A 21,847-nucleotide genomic window follows, 5' to 3' on the forward strand; every position below is an offset into this window, starting at 1 on the left:
ACGGCCCGTCAGCGCTAACAAGAAAGGAAGGCCGTTAATGCAATACCACCGTATTCCCCACAGTTCTTTAGAAGTGAGCGTGCTGGGACTGGGCACCATGACCTTTGGCGAACAGAACAGCGAAGCCGACGCCCATGCGCAACTGGACTATGCATTGGCCGCAGGCGTGAACCTGATAGATACCGCCGAACTGTACCCGGTGCCGCCCCGCCCGGAAACCCAGGGCCTGACCGAAAGCTATATCGGCAGTTGGATCAAAGCGCGCGGCAATCGCGAAAAAATCGTCCTGGCCAGCAAAGTCTCGGGCCCGGTGCGCGGCACTGACAGCAGCATCCGCCCGCAGCAGGCGCTCGATCGCAAAAACATCCGCGCCGCTCTGGACGCCAGCCTCAAGCGGCTGAACACCGATTATCTCGATCTTTACCAATTGCACTGGCCGCAGCGCGCCACCAACTGCTTTGGCAAACTCAACTATCAATATACCGATGACAAAGCCACGGTCACGCTGCTGGAAACCCTGGAGGCGCTGACCGAGCAGGTGCGCGCCGGTAAAATTCGCTATATCGGGGTATCCAACGAAACGCCCTGGGGCGTGATGCGCTATCTGCAACTGGCGGAGAAACACGAGCTGCCGCGCATCGTGTCGATTCAAAACCCGTACAGCCTGCTGAACCGCAGCTTTGAGATTGGCCTGGCCGAAATCAGCCAGCACGAAGGGGTAGAACTGCTGGCCTATTCCAGCCTGGCGTTCGGCACGCTGAGCGGTAAATACCTCAACGGCGCTAAACCGGCCGGTGCGCGCAATACGCTGTTCACCCGATTCAACCGTTATTCAGGGCAGCAAACCCAACGGGCGATCGCCGAATACGTGGCGCTGGCCAAAAAACACGGGCTGGATCCTTCACAGATGGCGTTGGCCTTCGTGCGTCAGCAGCCGTTCGTCGCCAGCACCCTGTTGGGCGCCACCTCGGTGGAGCAGTTGAAAATCAACCTCGATAGCCTCGACGTGATTCTGGATGAGGACGTGCTGCAGGCGCTCGAAGAAATCCACACCCGGTTTACCATTCCGGCGCCTTGAAGCCGGAGGGCGCAGCCTGGCTGCGCCCCGCTTCACCGCCGCTGCGACCACCACAACGCGCTAATCGCCAGCGCAAACACCACGCCAAACCCTACGCCGACGCCCACCACCGGCACGCCCAGCTTCACGACCAAAGAATACAGGCCCAGCATCAGCAACATGGCAGCGTTTTCACCCAGGTTTTGCACTGCGATCGCATTGCCGGCGCCGACCGAATGTTTGCCCCGCTCCTGCAGCAACGCATTGAGCGGCACGACGAAGAAGCCCCCCAGCATGCCGATGAGCGCCAGCAAGACGTAGGCATTGAGCATGGTCGTTTGCAGCGCAAACACCGCGACCGCGACGCCGATCAGGATCCCGGCCGGCATACAGCGTTTCACCGTTTTAAGCGTGACGAAGCGCGCGGCGGCACCCGCGCCCACCACGATGCCGACGGCCACCATGGCGTTCAGCAGCGTTGGCGTGGCGTTATCGGCGATGCCGAGCGCCACCGGTACCCACAGCACCAGCAGAAAACGCAGCGTCACGCCGGCCCCCCAAAACAGGCTGGTGCCAATCAATGAGAAACGCGTCTGTCCATCGCGCCACAGCGTAACGCAGGCAGCAAAGAAGCTGTGCGTCATGGCCTGCGGACGCCACGAAGCGCCAGGACGCGCCGCCGCCAAACGCGGAATATACAGGTTGGCGACCACCGCTCCCGCGTAAACCAACGCGCAGGCCGCCAGCGCCGCCGCTACGTGCCAGTCCGCCAGAATACCGCCGGCCACCGAACCGGTCAGAATGGCCGCAATGGTCGAAGCCTCGATCAGGCCGTTAGCCTTGACCAGTTTCTCGCCGCTGGTGATCTCGCCCAGAATGCCGTATTTAGCCGGTGAATACGCGGCGGCTCCCACGCCGACCAGGCTGTAACCCAGAAACGGATTACCCCCAAAACAGATCACCAATGCCCCCGCCAATTTCAGGGCGTTGGCGAACATCATCACCCGCCCTTTGGCAAAGCTGTCGGCGATCTGGCCGACGAACGGAGCCAGAATGATATAGGTGGCGACAAAGGCCATCTGCAGGATCGGCTGGCTCCAGTCCGGATACAGCTGCTGCTTGATCAACGCCAGCGTGGCGAACAGCAACGCATTGTCGCCGAACGCCGAAAGGAACTGCGCGCTGATCACCGCGATCATGCCGCGTGACAACAAAGGGGATTCGGTCGAAGGATTCATCAGGCACTCTCCGGCTGTTCGGCCATATGACGCAGGGTGACGAAATCAGGTTTGCCGCTGCCGAGCACCGGCAGCGTTTTCAACAGACGAATATCGCGCGGCACCGCCAGCTCCGGGCTGCCCAGTTCGCGCGCCACCCGCAGCAATGCCTCGCGGGTAATGGCGGGATCGGTGGTAAACAGCACCAACGCCTCGCCTTTGCTGCTGTCGCTTTTGACCGTGGCGGCATGCAGTTTATCCGGCGACAGCCGTTGCGCCAGCAATTCGACGCTCTCCAGCGACACCATCTCGCCCGCCAGCTTGGCGAAGCGCTTCACGCGCCCGCGAATGGTGCAGTAACCCTGCTCATCCAGGCTGACGATATCGCCGGTGTCATACCAGCCCGGCTGCAGCACGCCGTTCGCATCTTCCGCCGCCGGCGGCTCCAGTTCGCCGGGGCGTTCAACCCGCAGATAGCCTTTCATGATATTCGGCCCCTTCAGCTGCAGACGGCCGCCGTTATCAATACCCGGCACCGCGATCAGACGCGCCTCCATCTGCGGCATGATACGGCCGACGGTGCCCACCTTGGTCGCCAACGGCACGTTGATCGAGACCACCGGCGCGCACTCGGTCACGCCATAGCCTTCCAGAATGCGGATGCCGTATTTGTCCTGATAGATCTGTTTGGTGCTATCCGCCAGTTTCTCCGCGCCGGCCACGACATAGCGCAGGCGGGCAAAATCATACGGATGCGCGAAGCGCGCATAGTTGTTAAGGAAGGTCGCCGTGCCGAACAACACCGTGCAGTTACGGTCATACACCAGCTCCGGTACCACGCGATAGTGCAGCGGGCTGGGGTAGAGGAAAATGCGGCTGCCGGTGATCAGCGGCGTAAGCAGCCCCACCGTCAGTCCGAACGAGTGGAACAGCGGCAGCGACGACATGAAGCGGTCGCGCGGCGTGAAATCGGCGATGGTGCGGATTTGTTCTACGTTGGCCAGCAGGCTGGCGTGCGAATGCACCACGCCCTTGGGATGGCCTTCGGATCCGGACGTGAACAGGATCAGCGCCGGGTCCTCCGGACGTTGCGGCAACGCCGCGCGCTGCGGCTGCAGCAAGTGACGCAGGATCCACAGCTTATCCGCCAGCGTGACCGTATCTTTCAGATCTTCCAGATACACCCAGTTAGCCTGCGGCACCTGTTCCGGCAGGTGGGTCAGCTTGCCTTTCTCCAGAAACTGGCGCGAGGTGACGATGGTCTTGATGCCGGCGGCCGTCATCGCGCTGTTCAGGCCGTTGGCGCCGGCGGTGTAGTTGAGCATCGCCGGGATGCGATTGCGCAGCGAAGCGCCGAAGATCGCCGCCGCGGTAATGGTGGCGTTGGGCAACAGCAGCCCAACGTGCTCCCCCTCGGCAGTAAAGCGCTGCAGAATGCGGCTGACGCCCAGCGATTTCTTGACTAGCGTCTGGTAACTGTCTTCTTTGAAAGCGATGTCTTCGATGCAAGGCTTGCGGCGCCCATAGCGGTGCTGCGCCGCCAGCAAAGCATGGAACAGCGTTTGCGGCTCGCGCGTCTCCATCCGCGCCCGCATCATGATCTGCATCAGCCGATCGCCCGCCAGCGCCCGGCGTTCACGCGCGCGCGGCGCTTCCGGCATCGGCAGCGTGGTCGGCGGCAAGATGCGGATGCTGATTTGCGGGAACCAGCGGATCTTGAACACCCCGGCCATGCGGCCAAACGGGCTGAACTCCGGGCCATCGATCCGCACCGGCACCACGGTCGCGCCCGATTTGGCGGCGATAAACGCCGCTCCGTCGTAAATTTTCATCAGCGCGCCGGTCACGGTGATGCGCCCTTCAGGGAACACCACGATCGGCCGTCCCTGCTCGACCATGCGCACCAGTTGCTTGATGGCCATCGGCTTGGTGGGATCGAGCGAGACAAAATCGATGTAAGGCCGCAGCCAGCGCATAAACCAGCTCTCGCCGATACTGGCATAGACCGCAAACACCGGTTTTATCGGCAGGAACAGCGCCAGCAGTACGCCGTCGAGGAAAGAGACGTGGTTCGGCGTAATCAGTAATTTTTGCCGTTCGAAGTGCTGGACGTCCCCTTCGACCCGTACCCGAAACAACAGGCGAAACAGCGCGCGCAGCAGTGAAAAGATCATGCCCTTCTCCCTTGGCCATGGAGGCGTAAATCGTTGTAGGGAAAAGAATACTATATGGCAGGCAAAAAAAAACCTACGCATCCGCGTAGGTTGGTGCAATTGAAAATGGCTTCAGCATGCAAGGCACGCTGATTTCTCACCAATCAATACCTCTGGGATCACCTACTCTAGAGAGATGGCGTGCAGGAAACTACCGGCGAATCGCAAGAGTTCTGCTCCAAATGCAACCAGCTGTAAATTTCCCACGATCTGCTGTAATAACTCAATGAAACTTAAACCTTCCCGCAGCGACGAAAATAAATATAACAACGACGAGCCAGTGACCCAGACGTGACATCTTCGCTCATCGTGCGCTGACCTCGACCAGGCAGCTCATGGCGTTCGGCCCCTGCGTCAGCGGCGAGGTGCCGATATCCAGCGTCAGCACGTTCGGGTTGCCCGCCTGCTCGACCGGCCGGCGCTGCGCGTCGAAACCCGGCTCGAACCAGGCACCGGTCGCCATCAGCACCACGCCGCGCGTCACGCCATCGGTGAGCGATACCCCCGCCAGACAGCTGCCGCGCGCGTTGCTGACCAGCACTTCGGCGCCGTCCGCCACACCGCGCGGCGCCGCATCGTCCGGATGCATGTACAAGGTTTCTCGCCCGGCGGTCTTGTTGCCCTGCGCCAGCGGCGCCGGATCCATCTGGCTATGCAGGCGATCGCTCGGCTGAATGGAGATCAGGTGCAGCGGCCAGTTTTTGGCCTGCGGCGCGCCCAGCCACTCCACCGGCGGCCGCCACTGCGGATGCGGAGCGAAATCTTCGTAGCGATAGCCGGCGATCCGCTCGCTGAACAGCTCTATCTTGCCGCTGGGCGTTTGCAGCGGGTTAGCCTGCGGATCGGCGCGGAATGCGTCAAAAAATACGAACTCTTTAGCCGGCGCGGGCAGCTCGACATAGCCCCGTAGCCAGAAGGCCTCAAACTCGGGCCAGGCGACGCCGGCGCGCTGCTGCGCTGCGCCGCATTGCCGGTAGATAGCTTCGATCCAGGCCCGCTCGTCGCGATTCTCGGTAAAGCGCTCACGATAGCCGAGACGCTCCGCCAGATCGGCGAAGATATCGAAATCGTTGCGCGCCTGATGCTGCGGCGCAATGGCCTGATGCATCGCCAACACGTAGCGATCGCGCGACGAGCCGCCGATATCGTTACGCTCCAGCGAACTGGTGACCGGCAGCACGATGTCTGCCATTTTGGCCGCCGCCGTCCACCAGATATCTTGAACGATCACCGTGTCCGGCTTCTGCCAGCCCTCCACCAGCCGATTCAACTGCTGATGATGATGGAACGGGTTGCCGCCGGCCCAGTGCACCAAATGGATATCCGGATAATGCCGCGTCTCGCCGCAAAATTGATAGGCCTCACCGGGGTGCAACAGCATGTCGCAGATGCGCGCCACCGGGATCGCCAGCCCGGCCGGATTTTCGCCTACCGGCATGGTCGGCGCAGGCGTGTCCACGCGTGGATTGCCGACGCCGTTCATCGAGCCGTGGCCGAACGAGAAACCGCCGCCCGGCAGCCCCACCTGGCCCAGCATCGCCGACAGCGCGATCATCATCCAATACGGTTGCTCCCCCCGATGCGCGCGTTGCACGGAGTAGGAACAGGTGATAAAACTGCGCACGCCGATCAGTTGCCGCGCCAGCAGCGCGATGCGCGCCGCCGGAATGCCGGTAATGGCGCTGGCCCAAACGGGGGTTTTCGCCACGCCGTCACCGGCGCCGTTCAGGTAATCCGCCAGCTGTTGATAGCCCACGCAGTGGCTGTGCAGGAAGGCTTCATCCTGCGCGTCCAGCCGCTGGATTTCGTAAGCCAGCGCCAGCATCAGCGCCACGTCGGTATTCGGCCGGATCGGGATCCATTCCGCGTTGACAAACTCGGGACAATCATCGCGCATCGGGCTGATGTTGATAACCGGCGTGCCCTTGCGCGCCAGCTTTTGCAGCCAGGGCTTGAGCGCATGTTCCGCCGCGCCGCCGGAAGAGACCTGAGCGTTTTTCAGCGCCAATCCGCCAAACGCCACAAACAGCTCGCAATGCTCCACCACGCTCGGCCAACTGGTGACGCGCCCGGTCAAGGGGGAAAAAGTGCCGATCACATACGGCAGAAAGAACTGCGCCGCGCCCCAGCTGTAGTTGCCCTGCTGATCGACGCCGCCGCCGCCGCTGAAGTAGAACCGCCGCACCAGCGAGCGGGCATGGTGCAGCCGCCCGGCCGACGACCAGCCATAAGAGCCGGTAAACAACCCGGAGGCGCCGTAACGCTCGCGCACCCGGCGATTCTCTTGCGCCACCAAATCGAGCGCCAATTCCCAGTCCACCTCGACGAAATCTTCCCTGCCGCGCAGCGTCCGGTCGCTGCCCTCGCGCTTTTGCAGCCACGAGCGGCGCACCGCCGGCTTGCGGATGCGTTTATCGGAGTAGACCATCGGGACGATGGAATCGAGCAGCGGCGAAGGGTCAGGATCGTCGACGAAGGGTTCACAACGGATAAGCCGGCCGTCTTCAACCACGGCGGTATAAGCGCCCCAATGGGCGAGCTGCGGATAGCGTTTAATGGACATGGCGTTCTCGGCGCAAATCGGAATGCACAGACGTTACCTCAGCCCGCCGCCAGTGCCAACGTACAAATTGCGCTATCGTTCGGTAGCAGTCGGTTATGCGTACAGACGCGAAGAGATTCTGCAACCGCCGCCACAAGTTGCGCACGAGACCGCTTGCAGCCCCGGTTTTTTTCCGCAAAACTGGGGGATGTAAGCGATTACCCAGGATGTGTTGACTGATATGGCTACGATAAAGGATGTTGCCAGGCTGGCGGGTGTTTCCGTGGCCACGGTATCCCGCGTGATAAACAATTCCCCCAAGGCCAGCGAAGGGTCGCGCACTGCGGTGCAGGCCGCCATGGAACAGCTGCAGTATCACCCTAACGCCAACGCACGAGCGCTGGCGCAGCAATCCACCGAGACGCTGGGGCTGATCGTCTCCGACGTTTCCGATCCCTTCTTCGGCGCGATGGTCAAGGCGGTCGAGCAGGTGGCCTACGCCACCCACAATTTTCTGCTGATTGGCAACGGTTACCACGACGCCGAAAAAGAGCGTCAGGCGATTGAACAGCTGGTGCGGCACCGCTGCGAAGCGCTGGTGGTGCACGCCAAAAGGCTGAGCGATCAGGAACTTTGCGGCTGGATGCAACAGATCCCGGGCATGGTGCTCATGAATCGCACGCTGCCGGGGTTTGAAACGCGCTGCGTGGCGCTCGACGATCGCTACGGCGCCTGGCTGGCGACCCGTCATCTGATCCAGCAAGGGCACCAGCGCATCGCCATCATCTGCTCCACCCACCAGATTTCCGACGCCACCGATCGTCTGCAAGGCTATCTCGACGCGCTGCAGGAACACGGCATTGCGGTGGATGAAAAGCTGATCGCCTACGGCGAACCGGACGAGATCGGCGGCGAACAGGCGATGACCGAATTGCTCGGCCGCGGCCGTTCGTTCTCCGCCATTACCTGCTATAACGATCCGATGGCCGCCGGCGCGCTGTCGGTGCTGAGCGATAACAGCGTCGACGTACCGGGAGAAATTTCGCTGATCGGTTTCGACGACGTGTTGATTTCGCGCTACCTGCGCCCACGCCTGACCACCATTCGCTACCCTATCGTGGCGATGGCCACCCAGGCGGCGGAGCTGGCGCTGGCGCTGGCCAACCGGCAACCGCTGCCGGAAATCACCAACATGTTCAGCCCAACGCTGGTGCGCCGCCACTCGGTCGCCACCCTCAACAACGCGCACGAACAGCCGTAATCATGCCGCCGCATGGGTGAGCCGTCACCCATGCGCTCAGATTGCGCAGCCCGCCGCATTTCTCACTTTTGGATTTTTTCCGCTCCCTGCATTCGTGCAGATTGTTGGCACAATAACCTTTACGCTATATAGCATAAACACTATATTCGAAGCGCATCATGTGGCAAGTGGTGACCGTCGAACGATTCGACGACTGGTTTTTGGCGCTGAACAACGCCCAGCAAACAAGCATCCTGGCGGCGATCTTCAAATTACAGACGTTCGGCCCGCAGTTGGCGCGGCCGCACGCCGATACGCTGCATTTTTCCGACGCGGCCCGGCAGTTGAAGGAGTTGCGCGTTCAACATCGCGGGCGCCCTTTCAGGGTGTTTTTCGCCTTTGACCCACAGCGGCAAGCAGTATTGCTGTGCGGTGGCGATAAAACCGGCGACAAACGCTTTTACCAGCGCATGTTGCCCATCGCTGCCATGGAATTTTCACATTATCTGGCAACCCGGAGGTAGTGCAGATGGCCAAACCGTTATCCCAACTGATCGACAAGCTCGATCCCGCCGTCGTTGCCGCAGCCAGGCAAAAAGCGGACAAGGAAATTTTCGAACTGCGGCTGGCAATGCTGAGGGAAGAGCTGGCGGTCTCTCAGGTTGAATTGGCGAAGCGGCTCGGCATCAGCCAACCCTCCGTCGCCAATTTGGAAAAGCGCGGCAGCGAAATAAAGCTGTCGTCGCTCAAACGCTATATCGAGGCGATGGGCGGCACGCTGTCGCTGGATGTGCAATTGCCCAATGGCCAGCACCGCCGCATGACGCTGTGAAGCGGGCGCAAGGCGCCCGCCCGCTTATCAGATAAGTTCCAGCGCGATCAGTTCTTCGATGGTTTGGCGGCGGCGGATCAAACGCGGCTCGCCGTTTTCGAACAGCACTTCAGGCAACAGCGGACGGCTGTTGTAGTTGGAGGACATCGATGCGCCGTAGGCGCCGGTATCGTGAAACACCAGATAATCGCCGATCTGCACCGGCGGCAGCTCGCGGGTTTCCACGCCGCCGCCCGCCTGCTGGGTGAAGACGTCGCCGGATTCGCACAGCGGCCCGGCGATCACCGTGTCGCGCAGCGGTTGTTCCGAGGTGTCGCGCCCATCGGCCGGCAACAGCGAAATATGGTGATAGCTGCCGTACATCGCCGGGCGCATCAGATCGTTAAAACCGGCATCCACCAGCACAAAGTGGCGGCTCCCCATGTCTTTTACCGCCCGCACCTCGGCCACCAATACGCCCGCCTCCGCCATCAGGAAACGTCCGGGTTCAATCTCCAACTGCACCGGGTGCCCCAGATGCGCGGCGATGCGCTCACGCGCCCGGTTCCACAAACCGAAATAGTGTTCGGTATCGATCGCCTCTTCGCCGTACTGATACGGGATAGACAGGCCGCCGCCGGCGGAAATGGCGCTGATGTCATGACCGAGATCGATCACCTGCTGCACCATCGCATCGCAGACGCGCTCCAAATGCTGGTAATCGACGCCGGAGCCGATATGCATATGCACGCCGATCAGCTTCAGGCCGTAGCGGCGGATCTTCTCCACCGCCTGCGGCAGGTCGGCATACCAGATGCCGTGCTTGCTGTTCTCGCCGCCGGTGTTGGTTTTCTGGCTGTGGCCATGGCCAAACCCCGGATTAATGCGCAGCCACACCGGATGCCCTGCGGAAGCCTGGCCGAGCTGATCCAGCATATCGATGGAACCGGCGTTGACCGGGATCTTCAATGCGCTGACGCGCGCCAGCGTCGCGTGATCCAATACGTCCGCGGTAAACACGATATCGCTCGGCTCGCCGCCCGGCTGAAAACCGGCCTGCAGCGCCCGCTCGATTTCGCCGAGCGACACCGAATCCACCTTCACGCCCTGCTCGCGCATCAGGCGCAAAATATGAATGTTCGAACAGGCTTTCTGCGCGAAACGGATAGTGTCGAAGTGGCGCAGCTGCGCGATGCGCTGGCTGATGATGTCGGCATCATAAGCCCAGACCGGGCAACCGAAGCGCTGCGGCAAGGCCAGCAGGTTAGCGGCGTTCAACGCGGTGGAGGTGTCGTGCAACGGGCGTGGCATGGCGATATTCCCAATTCGAAAGTGACGGCAGATAAGCCCATAGTGCCGCACGCTGAATCGGGTGGAAAATATCTATTTAGCCGTAGTCTATTCATTTATGATATAGCTTTCTCTACAGTCGAGCAGCCTCGTCATGCACAGCATCTCTTTGCGGCAGATAGAAATCTTTCGGGCGGTGATGACCACCGGCAACCTGACCGAGGCGGCGGCCCTGCTGCAAACCTCGCAACCCACCGTCAGCCGTGAGCTGGCGCGCTTTGAGAAGCTGATTCGGCTGCAGCTGTTCGATCGGGTTCGCGGGCGCTTGTCCCCCACGGTGCAGGGCCTACGGCTGTTCGAAGAGGTGCAACGCTCCTATTATGGCCTCGATCGCATCGTCAACGCCGCCGCCGGCATTCGCCAGTTTCAGCAGGCGCAGCTGTCGATCGTGTGCCTGCCGGTATTTTCCCAATCGCTGCTGCCGGCGGTGTGCCGGCCCTTTATCGAACGTTACCCGGAAGTCAGCTTCAGCGTGATCCCGCAAGAATCGCCGCTGCTGGAAGAGTGGCTGTCGGCCCAGCGCCACGATCTGGGGCTGACGGAAACCACCCTGACGCCGGCGGGCACCGAGCGGGTAACGCTGATGACGTTGAATGAGGTCTGCGTGCTGCCGGCGGGCCATCCTTTGCTGGCGAAAGGCCAACTGACGCCGCAGGATTTCGCCGGGCAAAACTTTATCAGCCTGTCGAGCACCGACAGCTATCGCCACTTGCTCGATGCGCTGTTCGCCGAGCAGGGCGTCGAGCGCCGCATGGTGATGGAAACGCACAGCGCGGCGTCGGTGTGCGCCATGGTGAGAGCCGGCGTGGGGGTCTCGATCGTCAACCCGCTGACGGCGCTCGACTATGCCGGCAGCGGCGTGCACGTGCGGCCATTCAGCATCGACGTGCCGTTCACCGTCAGCCTGATACGGCCGCTGCACCGCCCTTCATCGGCGCTGGTGACGGCCTTTATCGACCATCTGCATCAACAGGCGGCACTGTTCTCCGCCCGCCTGGCCGCCGCCGTCAAACGGTGAAAACGGCGTGGGAATGTTGCCGCGGCCTTAGCGCAGCGTCGCCTGCCACTGCGGATCGCTGGCGAACCATTCCACCAGAAAGTCCAGCATGGTGCGCAAGGTGGCGGGCATTTGTCGGCGTGAGGTGTAGATGCCGTAGATGCCCATCGATTGCGGCCGGTAACCCGGCAGCAGCTCCACCAGTTCGCCGCTGGCCAACAGCGGCGCCGCCGAATAGTAGGGCTGCAGGGAGATGCCCGCGCCCTGCACCGTACCGGCCATCAGCACCACCGATTCGTTGGCGCTCAGGTTGCCGCTGACCGCCACCGCCGATTTCACCCCCTGAGCGTCGAAATGCCACAGGCTTTTGCCGAAATAGGAATAAGTCAGGCAGTTGTGTAACGCCAGATCCTGCGGCTGGCGCGGCGTGCCGTGCGCCGCCAGATACGCCGGCGCGGCGCACACCACCGACGCGCAGGTGGACAGCGGCCGGGCGATCAGGTTGGGATCCAGCTCATTGGTGATGCGCAGCGCCAGATCGATGCGCTCTTCCACCAGGTTCACCGCCCGGTTGTTCATCTGCAGATCGACCGCCACCTGCGGATGACGCTTCAGATACTGGGCGACGGCCCCCACCAGCGCCGTTTGTCCGAGCGATTGCGAACAGGTGATGCGCAGCAGGCCGCGCAGTTCGTCGCTCTGCCCTTCCTCCACCAGATCGATTTCCCCCGCCAGCGCCAACATTTGTCGGCAGCGCTCCAAAGTACGTTCACCGGCGTCGGTCAGACTAAGCTTACGGGTAGTGCGGTGCAGTAAACGCGCCCCGGCCCATTGCTCCATCTGGGCCAGGTAGCGAGTGACCATCGCGCGCGACATCTCCAGCGTTTCCGCAGCGGCGATCATGCTGCCGCGATCGACGATGGTGACAAAAACCTCAGCGGCGGTAATGCGATCCATGATTAGTCCGATTTATGCAACGAATAATTGCTTATTATCCGGTTTTTCTATCGCTTTATGCAACCTAACATCATTACAACATTAACCGATACCTAAGGACCTCTGCCCATGTTTAAGAAATCACTGTTAACTCTGGCCTTCACCGGCGTCGCCACCCTGAGCACCTACGCCACCGCTGCCGATACCCTGACCATGGAAGTGTATAACCCGGGCGAGAAAAGCGTGTTCCCGGTGTCTTCCGAAATCATCAGCGGCAAACACGAAGTGGCGCTGATCGACGCACAGTTCCAGCGCAACGATGCCGAAGAGCTGGTGAAAAAGATCAAGGCGACCGGCAAGAAACTGACCACCGTCTACATCAGCCACTCAGATCCGGATTTCTATTTCGGTCTGGACGTGATTAAGGCCGCTTTCCCGGAGGCGAAAATCATCGCTTCGCCTGGCACCATCAAGGACATTAACGCCACCAAAGACGGCAAAATCGCCTACTGGGGCCCAATCCTGAAAGACAACGCGCCGAAAACCGTGATCGTGCCGCAGCCGCTGCAGGGCGACAGCTTCACCATCGACGGTCAAAAAGTGGAAGTGAAAGGCCTGAACGGCCCGACCCCCGATCGCACCTTCGTGTGGATCCCGGCGCTGAAAGCGGTCGTGGGCGGCGTGGCGGTCGCCGGTGACAATATCCATCCGTGGATCGCCGATAACCAGAGCGTAGAATCGCGCCAGCACTGGCAGCAAACGCTGAAAAACATCGAAGCGCTGAAGCCGCAGGTCGTCGTGCCGGGCCACTTCCTGCCGGGTGCCGCACAGACGCTGGCATCGGTGCACTTTACCCAAAAATACCTGACCACGCTGGAAGCCGAACTGCCGAAAGCCAAGGATTCCGCCGCGCTGATTGAAGCGATGAAAAAGCACTACCCGACGCTGAAAGACGAATCGAGCCTGGAACTGAGCGCGAAAGTGCTGAAAGGCGAGATGAAGTGGCCGCAATAAGCGCCCGTGCGTGATTGAACCAGCCCTGGCGCCGCGGCGGCTTGCCGCGCGCCAAGCGAGGAGTAAAAATGACCGAAACCACTCTGCATTACATTTTCGATCCGCTGTGCGGTTGGTGCTACGGCGCCGCGCCGCTGGTGAAAGCGGCTCAGAGCCTCCCCGGGCTGAAGGTCGTGCCGCACGCCGGCGGCATGATGACCGGCAACAACCGCCGTCAGATCACCGACGAATGGCGCAACTACGTCATTCCGCACGACAAGCGCATCGCCGAGATGACGGGCCAGCCTTTCGGCGAAGCCTATTTCAACGGCCTGCTGCGCGACACCACGGCGGTGATGGATTCCGAGCCGCCGATCACGGCTATCCTGGCGGCGGAAAAACTGGCGGGACGCGGGCTGGACATGCTGCACCGCATTCAGCAGGCGCACTATCAGGAAGGGCGACGCATCGCCGACACGCCGGTGCTGGAAGCGTTGGCGAAAGAGCTGGGGTTGCCTTCGGCGGCGTTTATCGCCGAAATGCGCTTCAACAGCGGTGCGCCGACCGCGCAACACATCGCGGAAAGCCGGGCGCTGCTGGCCAAAGTGCAGGGCCAGGGCTTCCCGACCTTTGCGCTGCAGGATAGCGAGGGCCAGCTGCATCTGCTGCCGGCCGGCAATTATCTGGGCAATGTGGAAGCCTGGAAGAATCTGTTGGGCGCCGCCGCGCTGGCGTAACCCTTCTCGCCCCGGCCACCGGGGCGGGTCATTCGACCCGCACGAACCGCCCTTCCGCCCGCACATTGTGGCCGAACCCGCAATCCCCCCGCGTATGCATCTCCAGCGCTTGCTCGCCAAACGCCATCGTCACGTCGCAGACCTGCGCGCTTTCCGAGTCATGTTGATGGTAGACGGCCTTGCCGTGCTCAATGGGCAGCTCGGCGGTGAAGTCGCCCATGTTCGGGCCGTAATACAGCCCCATCTGCGGCATGGCGTAGCCGGAAAAATCGATCAGCCAGCGCTCGCCCTGCGGCTTCACCACCACTTCGCTCCACACCCCGCGCCCGGCGTATTGCCAGTACACGCCGCCCGGCCCCTGCGGCTGCGGCCGCTGCGCCAGGCGTTGGCGCAACAGACTCATGTTGTGCTGCGATTTGTCATCGTGCGGCGCCAGCGCCAGATAGGCCTGCGCCTTGAGCAATTCGCCGGCGTGCATCAGCGACAGCGCCACGTTGTTGTAAGCCGTGGCGACAGCCTGCTCGCTCAGACCGCAAAACTCGCTCCAGGCCGCCTGATCGCGAAAGATGTCGGCGGCTTTGGCGTAATCCTGGCGCTGATAGGCCTTTTTTCCCAGTTCGGCGTAGCTCGCCACCTTTTGGCAGTCGGCGGCGATGTCCGGCTCGTCAATGTGCGCCCAGGCCCGGGCGCTGGCGAAGACGCCGCAGGTCAGCAACAGGGGAAACCAAGCCTTCATCGTTTATCCTTTCTGCAAAAATTCGGCGCCAGTATAACCGCCCGGCGCCGGAGTGTATGCCGCAATTGCGCTCACCTGCGCGCCGCCGGCGATTCAGCCGCCTTATTTCAAACGGTTAGCGGAGTCAAAACTGCTTACAGTCGCGGTTTGTTTGTTACCGGCCCGCAGCCCATGCTGAACAAAATACCGCAATTATCGAGCCGTTATGAACGCAACCCCCTTGCAGAGACACGCCATTTGGCAGTTGATCAAACCCTTTTGGGTGTCGGAGGAACGATGGCGCGCCTGGATGATGCTGATCGCCATCGTCGTCCTGTCGCTCGGCCTGGTCTATATCAGCGTGCAGATCAACCAGTGGAACCAGGTGTTCTACGACGCGCTGCAGAACAAAAACTACCCGGTATTCAAGGCGCAGCTGTGGCGCTTTACCTATCTGGCGCTGATCTTCATCGTGCTGGCGGTCTACAAGATCTACCTGACTCAGGGGCTGCAGATGCGCTGGCGGCGCTGGATGACGGAAAGGTTCATGGGAAAATGGCTGGCGCACCAGGCGTATTACCACACCGAGCAGCAGCAGATCGTCGATAACCCCGATCAGCGTATCGCTGAAGATCTCAACGTGCTGACCCAATATACCCTGTCGCTGTCGCTCGGGCTGCTCTCCAGCCTGGTGACGCTGTTTTCCTTTATCGACATTTTATGGCACGTCAGCGGGCCGATGACCTTCGCGCTCGGGCAACACGCCATCACCTTGCCCGGCTATATGGTGTGGTTCGCGCTGCTGTATGCGGTGTTGGGATCGCTGCTGATCTGGTGGGTCGGCAAACCGCTGGTCATGCTGGGCTTCAACCAGGAACGGTATGAGGCGAACTTCCGTTTCGGCCTGATCCGCATCCGCGAAAACAACGACGCCATTGCGCTGTACCACGGCGAACCGCGCGAGGCGCAGCAGTTGGGCGACCGTTTCGACACCATTCGCAGCAACTGGTGGGCGATCATGCGCATCACCCGGCGGCTCAACATCGCCACCAACTTCTACGGCCAGTTCGCCATCGTGTTTCCCCTGCTGGTGGCGGCGCCGCGCTACTTCTCCGGCGCCATCCAGATGGGCGGCCTGATGCAGATCGCCTCGGCCTTCGGCCAGGTGCAGGGCGCGCTGTCGTGGTTTATCGACGCATTTAACGATTTGGCGACCTGGAAAGCCTGTGTTAACCGTCTGGCCGGCTTCAACGCCGCCGTCGATCAGGTTCACCATCAGCCGCGCGGCATTCAACTGCGGGAGGAGACCGCCCATCCGTTAACGCTGGACAACCTCAGCCTGCACTTGCCCGACGGCCAGCCGCTGCTGACCGGCGCCGAGATGACGCTGCAACGCGGCGATCGCCTGCTGATCGTCGGGCCTTCCGGCTGCGGCAAGTCAATGCTGCTGCGCGCCATCGCCGGTATCTGGCCTTACGGCGCGGGCGCCATCGGGGTAGAGGGCAACGCCAACATGCTGTTCCTGCCGCAGCGCAGCTACATTCCGATCGGCACGCTGCGCGAAGCGCTGAGCTACCCGAGCCTGGCGTCGGAATACAGCGACGCGCAGCTGATGCGGGTGTTGGAAAACTGCCGCCTGAAGCACCTGCAGCGTTGGCTGGACACCTCCGCCAACTGGAGCCATCGCCTGTCGCCGGGCGAGCAACAGCGGCTAGCCTTCGCCCGCGCCCTGTTGATTCGCCCGAGCATCCTGTTCCTCGACGAGGCCACCAGCGCGCTGGACGACGAAACCGAGCAACTGATGTACTGCCTGCTGGTGGATGAACTGCCGGACGTGACGCTGGTCAGCGTGGCGCACCGCAACAGCGTGGCGAAATACCACCAGACCTGCTGGCGCTTCAGCCGCGGCGAAGACCAACCGGCGCGTCTGGCGCTGAGTCCGTTGCCGGCCTAACTCACGGAGCCGGGCGCGCCCGGTTTTCGTTCAGATGCCGTCGGCCTGCGCGTCTTCGCACTTCACTCGGCGGCGTTCATGCCACAGGCTGGTCAGGCCGCGTTTACCGCACGCCAGCGCCACCTCGCGAAATTCATCCAGGCTCAGTCCGTCACGTTCCAGCATCATTTCCGCCGCCAGCTGCATGTTGACGCCGGTCAGCACTTCGCAATCACCCCGCGCATCCGCCAGTTCACAGGCGCTGCGAAACGGCGAACCGCCGAGCATGTCGGTCAGGAACACCACGCCGTCCGGCTGCGCCACCGCGACCAGCGCCGAGCGTAAGGCGTCCCTGAGCTGCGCGGTGCTCATCTGTTCGGGGAAATCGACCGCCGCGCAATGTCGCTGCGGCCCCACCACCTGTTCCACCGCCTGCAGCAGCCCGGAGGCAAAGCCGCCGTGGCCGGTAATCACAATGCCTGGCATATCCCGCTCCTCATAAAATGCCGATAAATTTGCCCGCCACGCCGATCGCTACCGTGACGCCAATCAGCTTCACCGGCGAGAATCCGCGCTTCATCAGGAAGAAAATGAGCAGCGTGAAGCACAGCGGCAGCAAGTTGGGCATCAACTTGTCCAGCACGTCGGTCTGCAGCGCCACGCTGGCCTTGCCGGCGTGCATCACCAGCGGCGTGGACAGGTGCACGTACGAGGCCACCAGCGCGCCGATCACCGTCATGCCGACAATGGAAGCGGCGTGAGAAATGCGCCGGGTATGGGTCTTCAGCAGCGCCAGCGCGCTGGTGCCGGCCTGATAGCCGTAGTGCGCCAGCCCAAAACGCAGGCCGAAGTGGAACAGGTTGAACAGCAGCAGGAAGACGATCGGCCCGAACAGGCTGCCCTCCAATGCCAGCGAAGCGCCTATGCCGGCGCAGATCGGCAACAGCGTCAGCCAAAACAGCGCATCGCCGATACCGCCGAGCGGCCCCATCAGCGCCACTTTCACCGCGCGAATGGTGGAGATCTTTTCCTTGTTCTGCTCCATCGCCAGCACCAGGCCGGACAGGAAGGTGACGTCGAACGGGTGCACGTTGATAAATTCCATGTGCATCTTCATCGAGTTGGCCAGATCCTGCGGGTTGCGGTGGATCTTGCGCAGCGCGGGGATCAGCTGATACAGCCAGCCGCCCGCCTGCATGCGCTCGTAGTTGAACGACGCCTGCAGCAGCAGCGAACGCCAGGCCATGCGGTTGATGTCGCCGCGCGTCAGCGCTTCGGCGGGCCGGCTGTCCAGATAGTCGTCCTGCTCCACCTGGCTGGTGGCCAGCGCCTGCGCCATACGCTGCTCGGCCTTTTGCGCCAGCAGATCGTCGGAATCGTTAAATGCCATCTTCGGCGTCCTCCTGCGGAGCGGGCCGGGCCGTCGCCTCTGCCGCGCCGCGTTGCGTGTTGAAGAAATCAATCAAAGCGATCGCCAGGGCGCCCAGCGCCACCGCCAGGATCGGCAGCTTGAGAAACGTGACCGAGATGAAACCGAGGATAAAATAGGCCACGTAGGTTTTTTTCATAATCACCTTCATCAGCAGCGAGAAACCGATCGCCGGCATCATGCCGCCCGCCACCGCCAGCCCGTCCAGCAGCCAGCCCGGCGCTTTCTGCACCATGGCGCTGGCCGCATCGGCGCCGAAGTAAATCGGCAGGAACGCCACCACGAAATAGAAGATGAACAGAATGCCGATGCCGAGATAGTTCACCCGTTCAATGCCGCGCCAGTTCAGCGCTTTCACCATGCGATCGCAGCGGTGCATCATCGGCGAGAACAACGTAAACAGCAGCGTGATGCAGCCCTGCACCGCGATCGAGAACGGCACCGCCACGCCGATCGCCACTTTAGGATCGGCTTTGGTCAGAATGGCGAATGCGGTGCCGATCACCCCGCCGATCACCACGTTAGGCGGTTGGGCTCCCGCCAACGGCACCATCCCCATCCACACCAGCTCCAGCGTGCCGCCCACCAGCAACCCGGTATAGACATCGCCCAAAATCAGCCCCACCAGCGGCCCCATCACTACCGGCCGGTGGAAGTGGGTCAGACCGTCGAACAGGTCAACCCCCGCCAGCCCGGCCAACAGCGCAATCAATAACGCATCCGTCAACATGCTTTCCCCCTGGCTCAAAAGAGCAGTTTGCCGATCGCCTCACCCGCTTCATCCGGCACCCGGCGCACTTCGCACTCCACGCCCAGTTCCGCCAGCGCGCGGAACGCGGCCACGTCGCCGTCGTCCAGCGACACCGTTTTGTGCACCTGCCGCTTCCCCTCGGCGAAGTGCATATTGCCGATGTTGACGAAACGGATCGGCACCCCGCCGCGCACCAGCGTCAACACGTCCTGCGGCGTTTTGCACACCAGAAAGATCTTCTGCCGATCCGCCGCCTTGTGGATCACGTCAATGGTTTTCTGCAGCGTGAAATAACGGGTCTGCACCCCTTCCGCCACCACCATGTCCATCAGGTTCTGCTGCACCGGATCGGCGGCGGCCTCGTCGTTGGCCACCACCACCAGGTTGGCGCCGAGGGTATTGGTCCAGGTCACGCCCACCTGGCCGTGCACCAGGCGATTGTCGATGCGGGTCATTAAAATGTTCGGCATGCTAGCGGCCCTCCGGGTAACAGGCGGCGTGGTAATCGTCGAGTACCTGCGTCACTTTATGCAGCACCCACTCCTGCGGATCGGCGCTCAATTCGCCGGCGTTCAGCGCCCGCGCCTGATCCGGCAGGTACTGGCTGAGCAGCGCCAACGGCGCCGGGTTGCGGCGCAGGTTATCCAGCAAGCCGTCGACCGCCTGCTGCACCTGCGGCTGCGGCCAGTAGTAACGCACCCGATCGCTCAGGCTGTAGTGGCGATCGAGATACTGTTGGTGCGGCGTGCCGTGGTAATAGCGGCTCCACTGCTGCGGCTGCTCGCGCATCACCTGTTCCAGCGTGGCGCGCAGCTGCGACGACTGGCGTTCCCCCAGCCATTCACGCTCGATGCGATCGAGGGCGAACAGCGCTTCTCGCAGCGCAAAGGTCAGCGCCGGCCCCACCTTCAGGATGGCGAAGTGATCGCGCACCAACTGGCGATAGGCCTGCGGCGGTTGGTAATCCGTAGAGTGCGCTTCATAGATCATGCCCGGCTGCCGTTCGATGAAACAGCTCAATGCGTCGGCGCGCTGCGGCTGATAACGTTCGACGCTGTGGTGATCGAACTCGACGCCCGGCTGCACCACCAGCGCAATGGTTCGCTGCCAGGCATCGTTCAGCTCGGCTTTTTGCCAGGCGATACGGTGCATTTCCAGCGTTTGCGCCACCGCCTGCGGCGTGGTGACCTGCAGGCCCGCCAACGCCTCCTGCGCGCCGCCCGGCACCGGCACCTCGGTGCCGATCACATAGACCGGCGCTTCGCCGCCGCTCTGCGCCCAGGCGCGTTCTGCCACCGCGCACAGGCGTGCCGCACGCTCGGCAACCGCCGCATCACCCAGGGGCGAGGGATCGCCGGCGCACGACATGGAACAATCGAGATGAATTTTGCGAAATCCGGCGCGAACGTAATCGTCGATCAACGTTTCCGCCAGCGCCATCGCTTCCTGAGCCGGGCGATCCTGCCAGGCGTTCGGCCCCAGATGGTCGCCGCCCAGCCACACGCGCTCGCGCGCCAGGCCAACCTCATCCGCCAGACGCCAAAGCGCATCGCGGAACTGGGCCGCCGTTTGGCCGGTATAGCCGCCGAACTGATTGACCTGGTTGGAGGTCGCTTCCACCAACACCGGCGTGCCGCGGCTTTTAGCCTGCCGCAGCGCGGCCTTCAGAACCCAGGGATGGGCGGAACAGACGGAAAAAATCCCGACCGGCATACCGGCCTTGTGCTGCTCGACAAGCTGTAACAACTGCTGCATGAAGCCCCCATGCAGGCGCCGTGCTACCGATCGGCGATGATGACCTCCACGCCCAGCTCGGTTAACGCCCGCTCGTAATCGTCCGGAAGACGGCTGTCAGTGATCAGCCGATGGATTTGTCCGGCTTCGCGAATCATGCAAAAGCTCTTGCGACCGAATTTGCTGGCATCCGCCACCGCGATAATCTCGCGCGCCACCTCGCACATCACGCGATTGAGGTGCGCTTCACCGGGGTGAGGCGTGGTGATGCCGGCGCTCAGATCGAACCCGTCGACGCCCAAAAACAGCTTGTCGAAGCGGTACTGACGCAATTGCTGCTCGGCAGCCGGACCGTAGAGCGAGTAAGAGTTGCGGCGCACGCTGCCCCCCAGCACCATGACTTCCACCCCGTCGTTTCCCGAAAGCTCATAGGCAATGTTCAGCGCGTTGGTCATCACCACCAGATCGCGCCGCCCCTTCAGGAACGGCACAATCTGCGCGGTGGTTGAACCGGAATCGAGGATCAGCGCCTCGCCGTCGCGCACATAGCCGGCCGCCGCGTTGGCGATCAGCGTTTTGACATCGCGATTCAACCGCCCTTTGTCCCGCAGCGGCCGATCGAAAGCGAATTGCTGATTGAGCATTGCGCCGCCGTAAGCGCGCAGCGCACACCCTTTTCGTTCCAGAAAGCGCAGATCGTTGCGGATCGTCACCGTGGATACTGCAAACTGTTTGCTGAGCTGTTCCACACGCACGCTGCCGTGCTCGCATAACAGATCGATGATGTGTTCACGTCGCTTTGCGGTATTCACTGGCATGAGCTGCGGTCCTCAGGTTTCCGGTATCGCCGGGGAGAAGATGGCTTTCGCTCTACTGCGCTGGCATTACAGCAAAGCGAAAGCAATGAAATTGTGATCGGGCTTACAGCCCCGTTTTAGCAAAAAAACCGCCAAAAAACCTTTCGAATCGAAACGAATCGAAAAGCAAAAAAATGGAATGGGAGAAAAATGAAATGCCATGACGAGCATGAGCGCCGGAGAGCAGCCGCACCGGCGGCGGCAGAAGTGAAAGCGCTGCAGACCCCGTCCTGCTCCATGACTTTTAGTTCGCTAAGTGACCAGGATCACATAATGGTAATTATCCTGCAGCCGGCGGGGGTCAGCCCTCTCCATCCCGCCGGGCCATCCCCTTG

General features: G+C 61.9%; 20 protein-coding genes. 8 read left to right on the top strand and 12 right to left on the bottom strand.

Annotation, left to right across the window (positions count from 1 at the left end; all coding sequences use genetic code 11):
- Nucleotides 1-37: 37 nt before the first annotated feature.
- Nucleotides 38-1,078 (top strand): NADP(H)-dependent aldo-keto reductase, encoded by a 1,041-nt coding sequence (locus H7A77_RS02460; protein WP_033644844.1) that lies wholly within the window; start codon nucleotides 38-40, stop codon nucleotides 1,076-1,078.
- 32 nt (nucleotides 1,079-1,110) lie between these two features.
- On the opposite strand, the gene lplT is transcribed toward H7A77_RS02460, so the two are convergent.
- From lplT to H7A77_RS02475, 3 genes are all read right to left on the bottom strand, one after another.
- On the bottom strand, nucleotides 1,111-2,295 hold the full coding sequence (gene lplT / locus H7A77_RS02465) for a lysophospholipid transporter LplT (protein ID WP_033644843.1): 1,185 nt from the start codon (nucleotides 2,293-2,295) through the stop codon (nucleotides 1,111-1,113).
- A complete protein-coding gene (gene aas / locus H7A77_RS02470) occupies nucleotides 2,295-4,448 on the bottom strand; it encodes a bifunctional acyl-ACP--phospholipid O-acyltransferase/long-chain-fatty-acid--ACP ligase (protein WP_182073775.1) in 2,154 nt (717 codons plus the stop codon). The genes lplT and aas overlap by 1 nt, the downstream gene beginning before the upstream one ends.
- A gap of 343 nt (nucleotides 4,449-4,791) precedes the next feature.
- Nucleotides 4,792-7,050: a molybdopterin guanine dinucleotide-containing S/N-oxide reductase gene (locus H7A77_RS02475; protein WP_182073776.1), complete on the bottom strand. Its 2,259-nt coding sequence runs from the start codon at nucleotides 7,048-7,050 to the stop codon at nucleotides 4,792-4,794.
- Between the two features lie 220 nt (nucleotides 7,051-7,270).
- Here H7A77_RS02475 and galR point away from each other — a divergent pair, with 220 nt between their 5' ends.
- The 3 genes from galR (at nucleotide 7,271) to H7A77_RS02490 (ending at nucleotide 9,101) form a co-directional block, all read left to right on the top strand.
- Nucleotides 7,271-8,290, top strand: a complete 1,020-nt coding sequence (gene galR, locus H7A77_RS02480; RefSeq protein WP_182073777.1) for an HTH-type transcriptional regulator GalR — start codon at nucleotides 7,271-7,273, stop codon at nucleotides 8,288-8,290.
- Nucleotides 8,291-8,448: 158 nt separating this feature from the next.
- Nucleotides 8,449-8,793 (top strand): type II toxin-antitoxin system RelE/ParE family toxin, encoded by a 345-nt coding sequence (locus H7A77_RS02485; protein ID WP_033652133.1) that lies wholly within the window; start codon nucleotides 8,449-8,451, stop codon nucleotides 8,791-8,793.
- 5 nt (nucleotides 8,794-8,798) lie between these two features.
- Entirely contained in the window at nucleotides 8,799-9,101 is a 303-nt protein-coding gene (locus tag H7A77_RS02490; RefSeq protein WP_025304078.1) for a helix-turn-helix domain-containing protein, read from the top strand.
- A 27-nt stretch (nucleotides 9,102-9,128) separates the two neighbouring features.
- Here the strand turns inward: H7A77_RS02490 and lysA are convergent, their stop codons facing one another.
- Nucleotides 9,129-10,391 carry a diaminopimelate decarboxylase gene (lysA, locus tag H7A77_RS02495; RefSeq protein WP_033644838.1) on the bottom strand — a complete coding sequence of 421 codons (1,263 nt, stop codon included), beginning with the start codon at nucleotides 10,389-10,391 and terminating at the stop codon, nucleotides 9,129-9,131.
- A gap of 133 nt (nucleotides 10,392-10,524) precedes the next feature.
- Here lysA and H7A77_RS02500 point away from each other — a divergent pair, with 133 nt between their 5' ends.
- Complete coding sequence (locus H7A77_RS02500; RefSeq protein WP_047026615.1) at nucleotides 10,525-11,448, top strand: LysR family transcriptional regulator; 924 nt, start codon at nucleotides 10,525-10,527, stop codon at nucleotides 11,446-11,448.
- Between the two features lie 27 nt (nucleotides 11,449-11,475).
- Here H7A77_RS02500 and H7A77_RS02505 read toward each other — a convergent pair whose 3' ends face one another.
- A complete protein-coding gene (locus H7A77_RS02505; RefSeq protein ID WP_033644836.1) occupies nucleotides 11,476-12,384 on the bottom strand; it encodes a LysR family transcriptional regulator in 909 nt (302 codons plus the stop codon).
- A 108-nt stretch (nucleotides 12,385-12,492) separates the two neighbouring features.
- On the opposite strand from H7A77_RS02505, the gene H7A77_RS02510 reads away from it, so the two are divergent.
- Both H7A77_RS02510 and H7A77_RS02515 read left to right on the top strand, forming a co-directional pair.
- A complete protein-coding gene (locus tag H7A77_RS02510) occupies nucleotides 12,493-13,377 on the top strand; it encodes an MBL fold metallo-hydrolase (RefSeq protein ID WP_046687735.1) in 885 nt (294 codons plus the stop codon).
- A gap of 68 nt (nucleotides 13,378-13,445) precedes the next feature.
- Complete coding sequence (locus tag H7A77_RS02515) at nucleotides 13,446-14,093, top strand: DsbA family protein (protein ID WP_033644834.1); 648 nt, start codon at nucleotides 13,446-13,448, stop codon at nucleotides 14,091-14,093.
- 28 nt (nucleotides 14,094-14,121) lie between these two features.
- Here H7A77_RS02515 and H7A77_RS02520 read toward each other — a convergent pair whose 3' ends face one another.
- Nucleotides 14,122-14,829, bottom strand: coding sequence for a hypothetical protein (locus H7A77_RS02520; RefSeq protein WP_033644832.1), 708 nt, complete (start codon nucleotides 14,827-14,829; stop codon nucleotides 14,122-14,124).
- A 205-nt stretch (nucleotides 14,830-15,034) separates the two neighbouring features.
- On the opposite strand from H7A77_RS02520, the gene H7A77_RS02525 reads away from it, so the two are divergent.
- Nucleotides 15,035-16,762 carry an ABC transporter ATP-binding protein/permease gene (locus H7A77_RS02525; protein ID WP_182073778.1) on the top strand — a complete coding sequence of 576 codons (1,728 nt, stop codon included), beginning with the start codon at nucleotides 15,035-15,037 and terminating at the stop codon, nucleotides 16,760-16,762.
- Nucleotides 16,763-16,792: 30 nt separating this feature from the next.
- Here H7A77_RS02525 and agaF read toward each other — a convergent pair whose 3' ends face one another.
- The 6 genes from agaF to agaR are packed head-to-tail and all read right to left on the bottom strand — an operon-like array spanning nucleotide 16,793 to nucleotide 21,473.
- The gene (agaF, locus tag H7A77_RS02530) at nucleotides 16,793-17,227 is read right to left on the bottom strand and encodes a PTS galactosamine/N-acetylgalactosamine transporter subunit IIA (protein ID WP_033644830.1); all 435 of its coding nucleotides are present in this window, start codon (nucleotides 17,225-17,227) and stop codon (nucleotides 16,793-16,795) included.
- A 10-nt stretch (nucleotides 17,228-17,237) separates the two neighbouring features.
- Nucleotides 17,238-18,131 carry a PTS system mannose/fructose/sorbose family transporter subunit IID gene (locus H7A77_RS02535; protein WP_033644827.1) on the bottom strand — a complete coding sequence of 298 codons (894 nt, stop codon included), beginning with the start codon at nucleotides 18,129-18,131 and terminating at the stop codon, nucleotides 17,238-17,240.
- Entirely contained in the window at nucleotides 18,121-18,900 is a 780-nt protein-coding gene (agaW, locus tag H7A77_RS02540; RefSeq protein WP_182073779.1) for a PTS N-acetylgalactosamine transporter subunit IIC, read from the bottom strand. Before agaW ends, H7A77_RS02535 begins: the two co-directional genes overlap by 11 nt.
- A gap of 14 nt (nucleotides 18,901-18,914) precedes the next feature.
- Entirely contained in the window at nucleotides 18,915-19,391 is a 477-nt protein-coding gene (agaV, locus tag H7A77_RS02545) for a PTS N-acetylgalactosamine transporter subunit IIB (RefSeq protein WP_182073780.1), read from the bottom strand.
- A 1-nt stretch (nucleotide 19,392) separates the two neighbouring features.
- Nucleotides 19,393-20,676 (bottom strand): D-tagatose-bisphosphate aldolase, class II, non-catalytic subunit, encoded by a 1,284-nt coding sequence (locus H7A77_RS02550; protein WP_182073781.1) that lies wholly within the window; start codon nucleotides 20,674-20,676, stop codon nucleotides 19,393-19,395.
- Nucleotides 20,677-20,699: 23 nt separating this feature from the next.
- Nucleotides 20,700-21,473 (bottom strand): transcriptional repressor AgaR, encoded by a 774-nt coding sequence (agaR, locus tag H7A77_RS02555; RefSeq protein ID WP_033644822.1) that lies wholly within the window; start codon nucleotides 21,471-21,473, stop codon nucleotides 20,700-20,702.
- Nucleotides 21,474-21,847: the final 374 nt, after the last annotated feature.

Origin of the sequence: Serratia sp. ME47 (assembly GCF_903970925.1) — a bacterium.
GTDB lineage: Bacteria > Pseudomonadota > Gammaproteobacteria > Enterobacterales > Enterobacteriaceae > Serratia > Serratia ureilytica.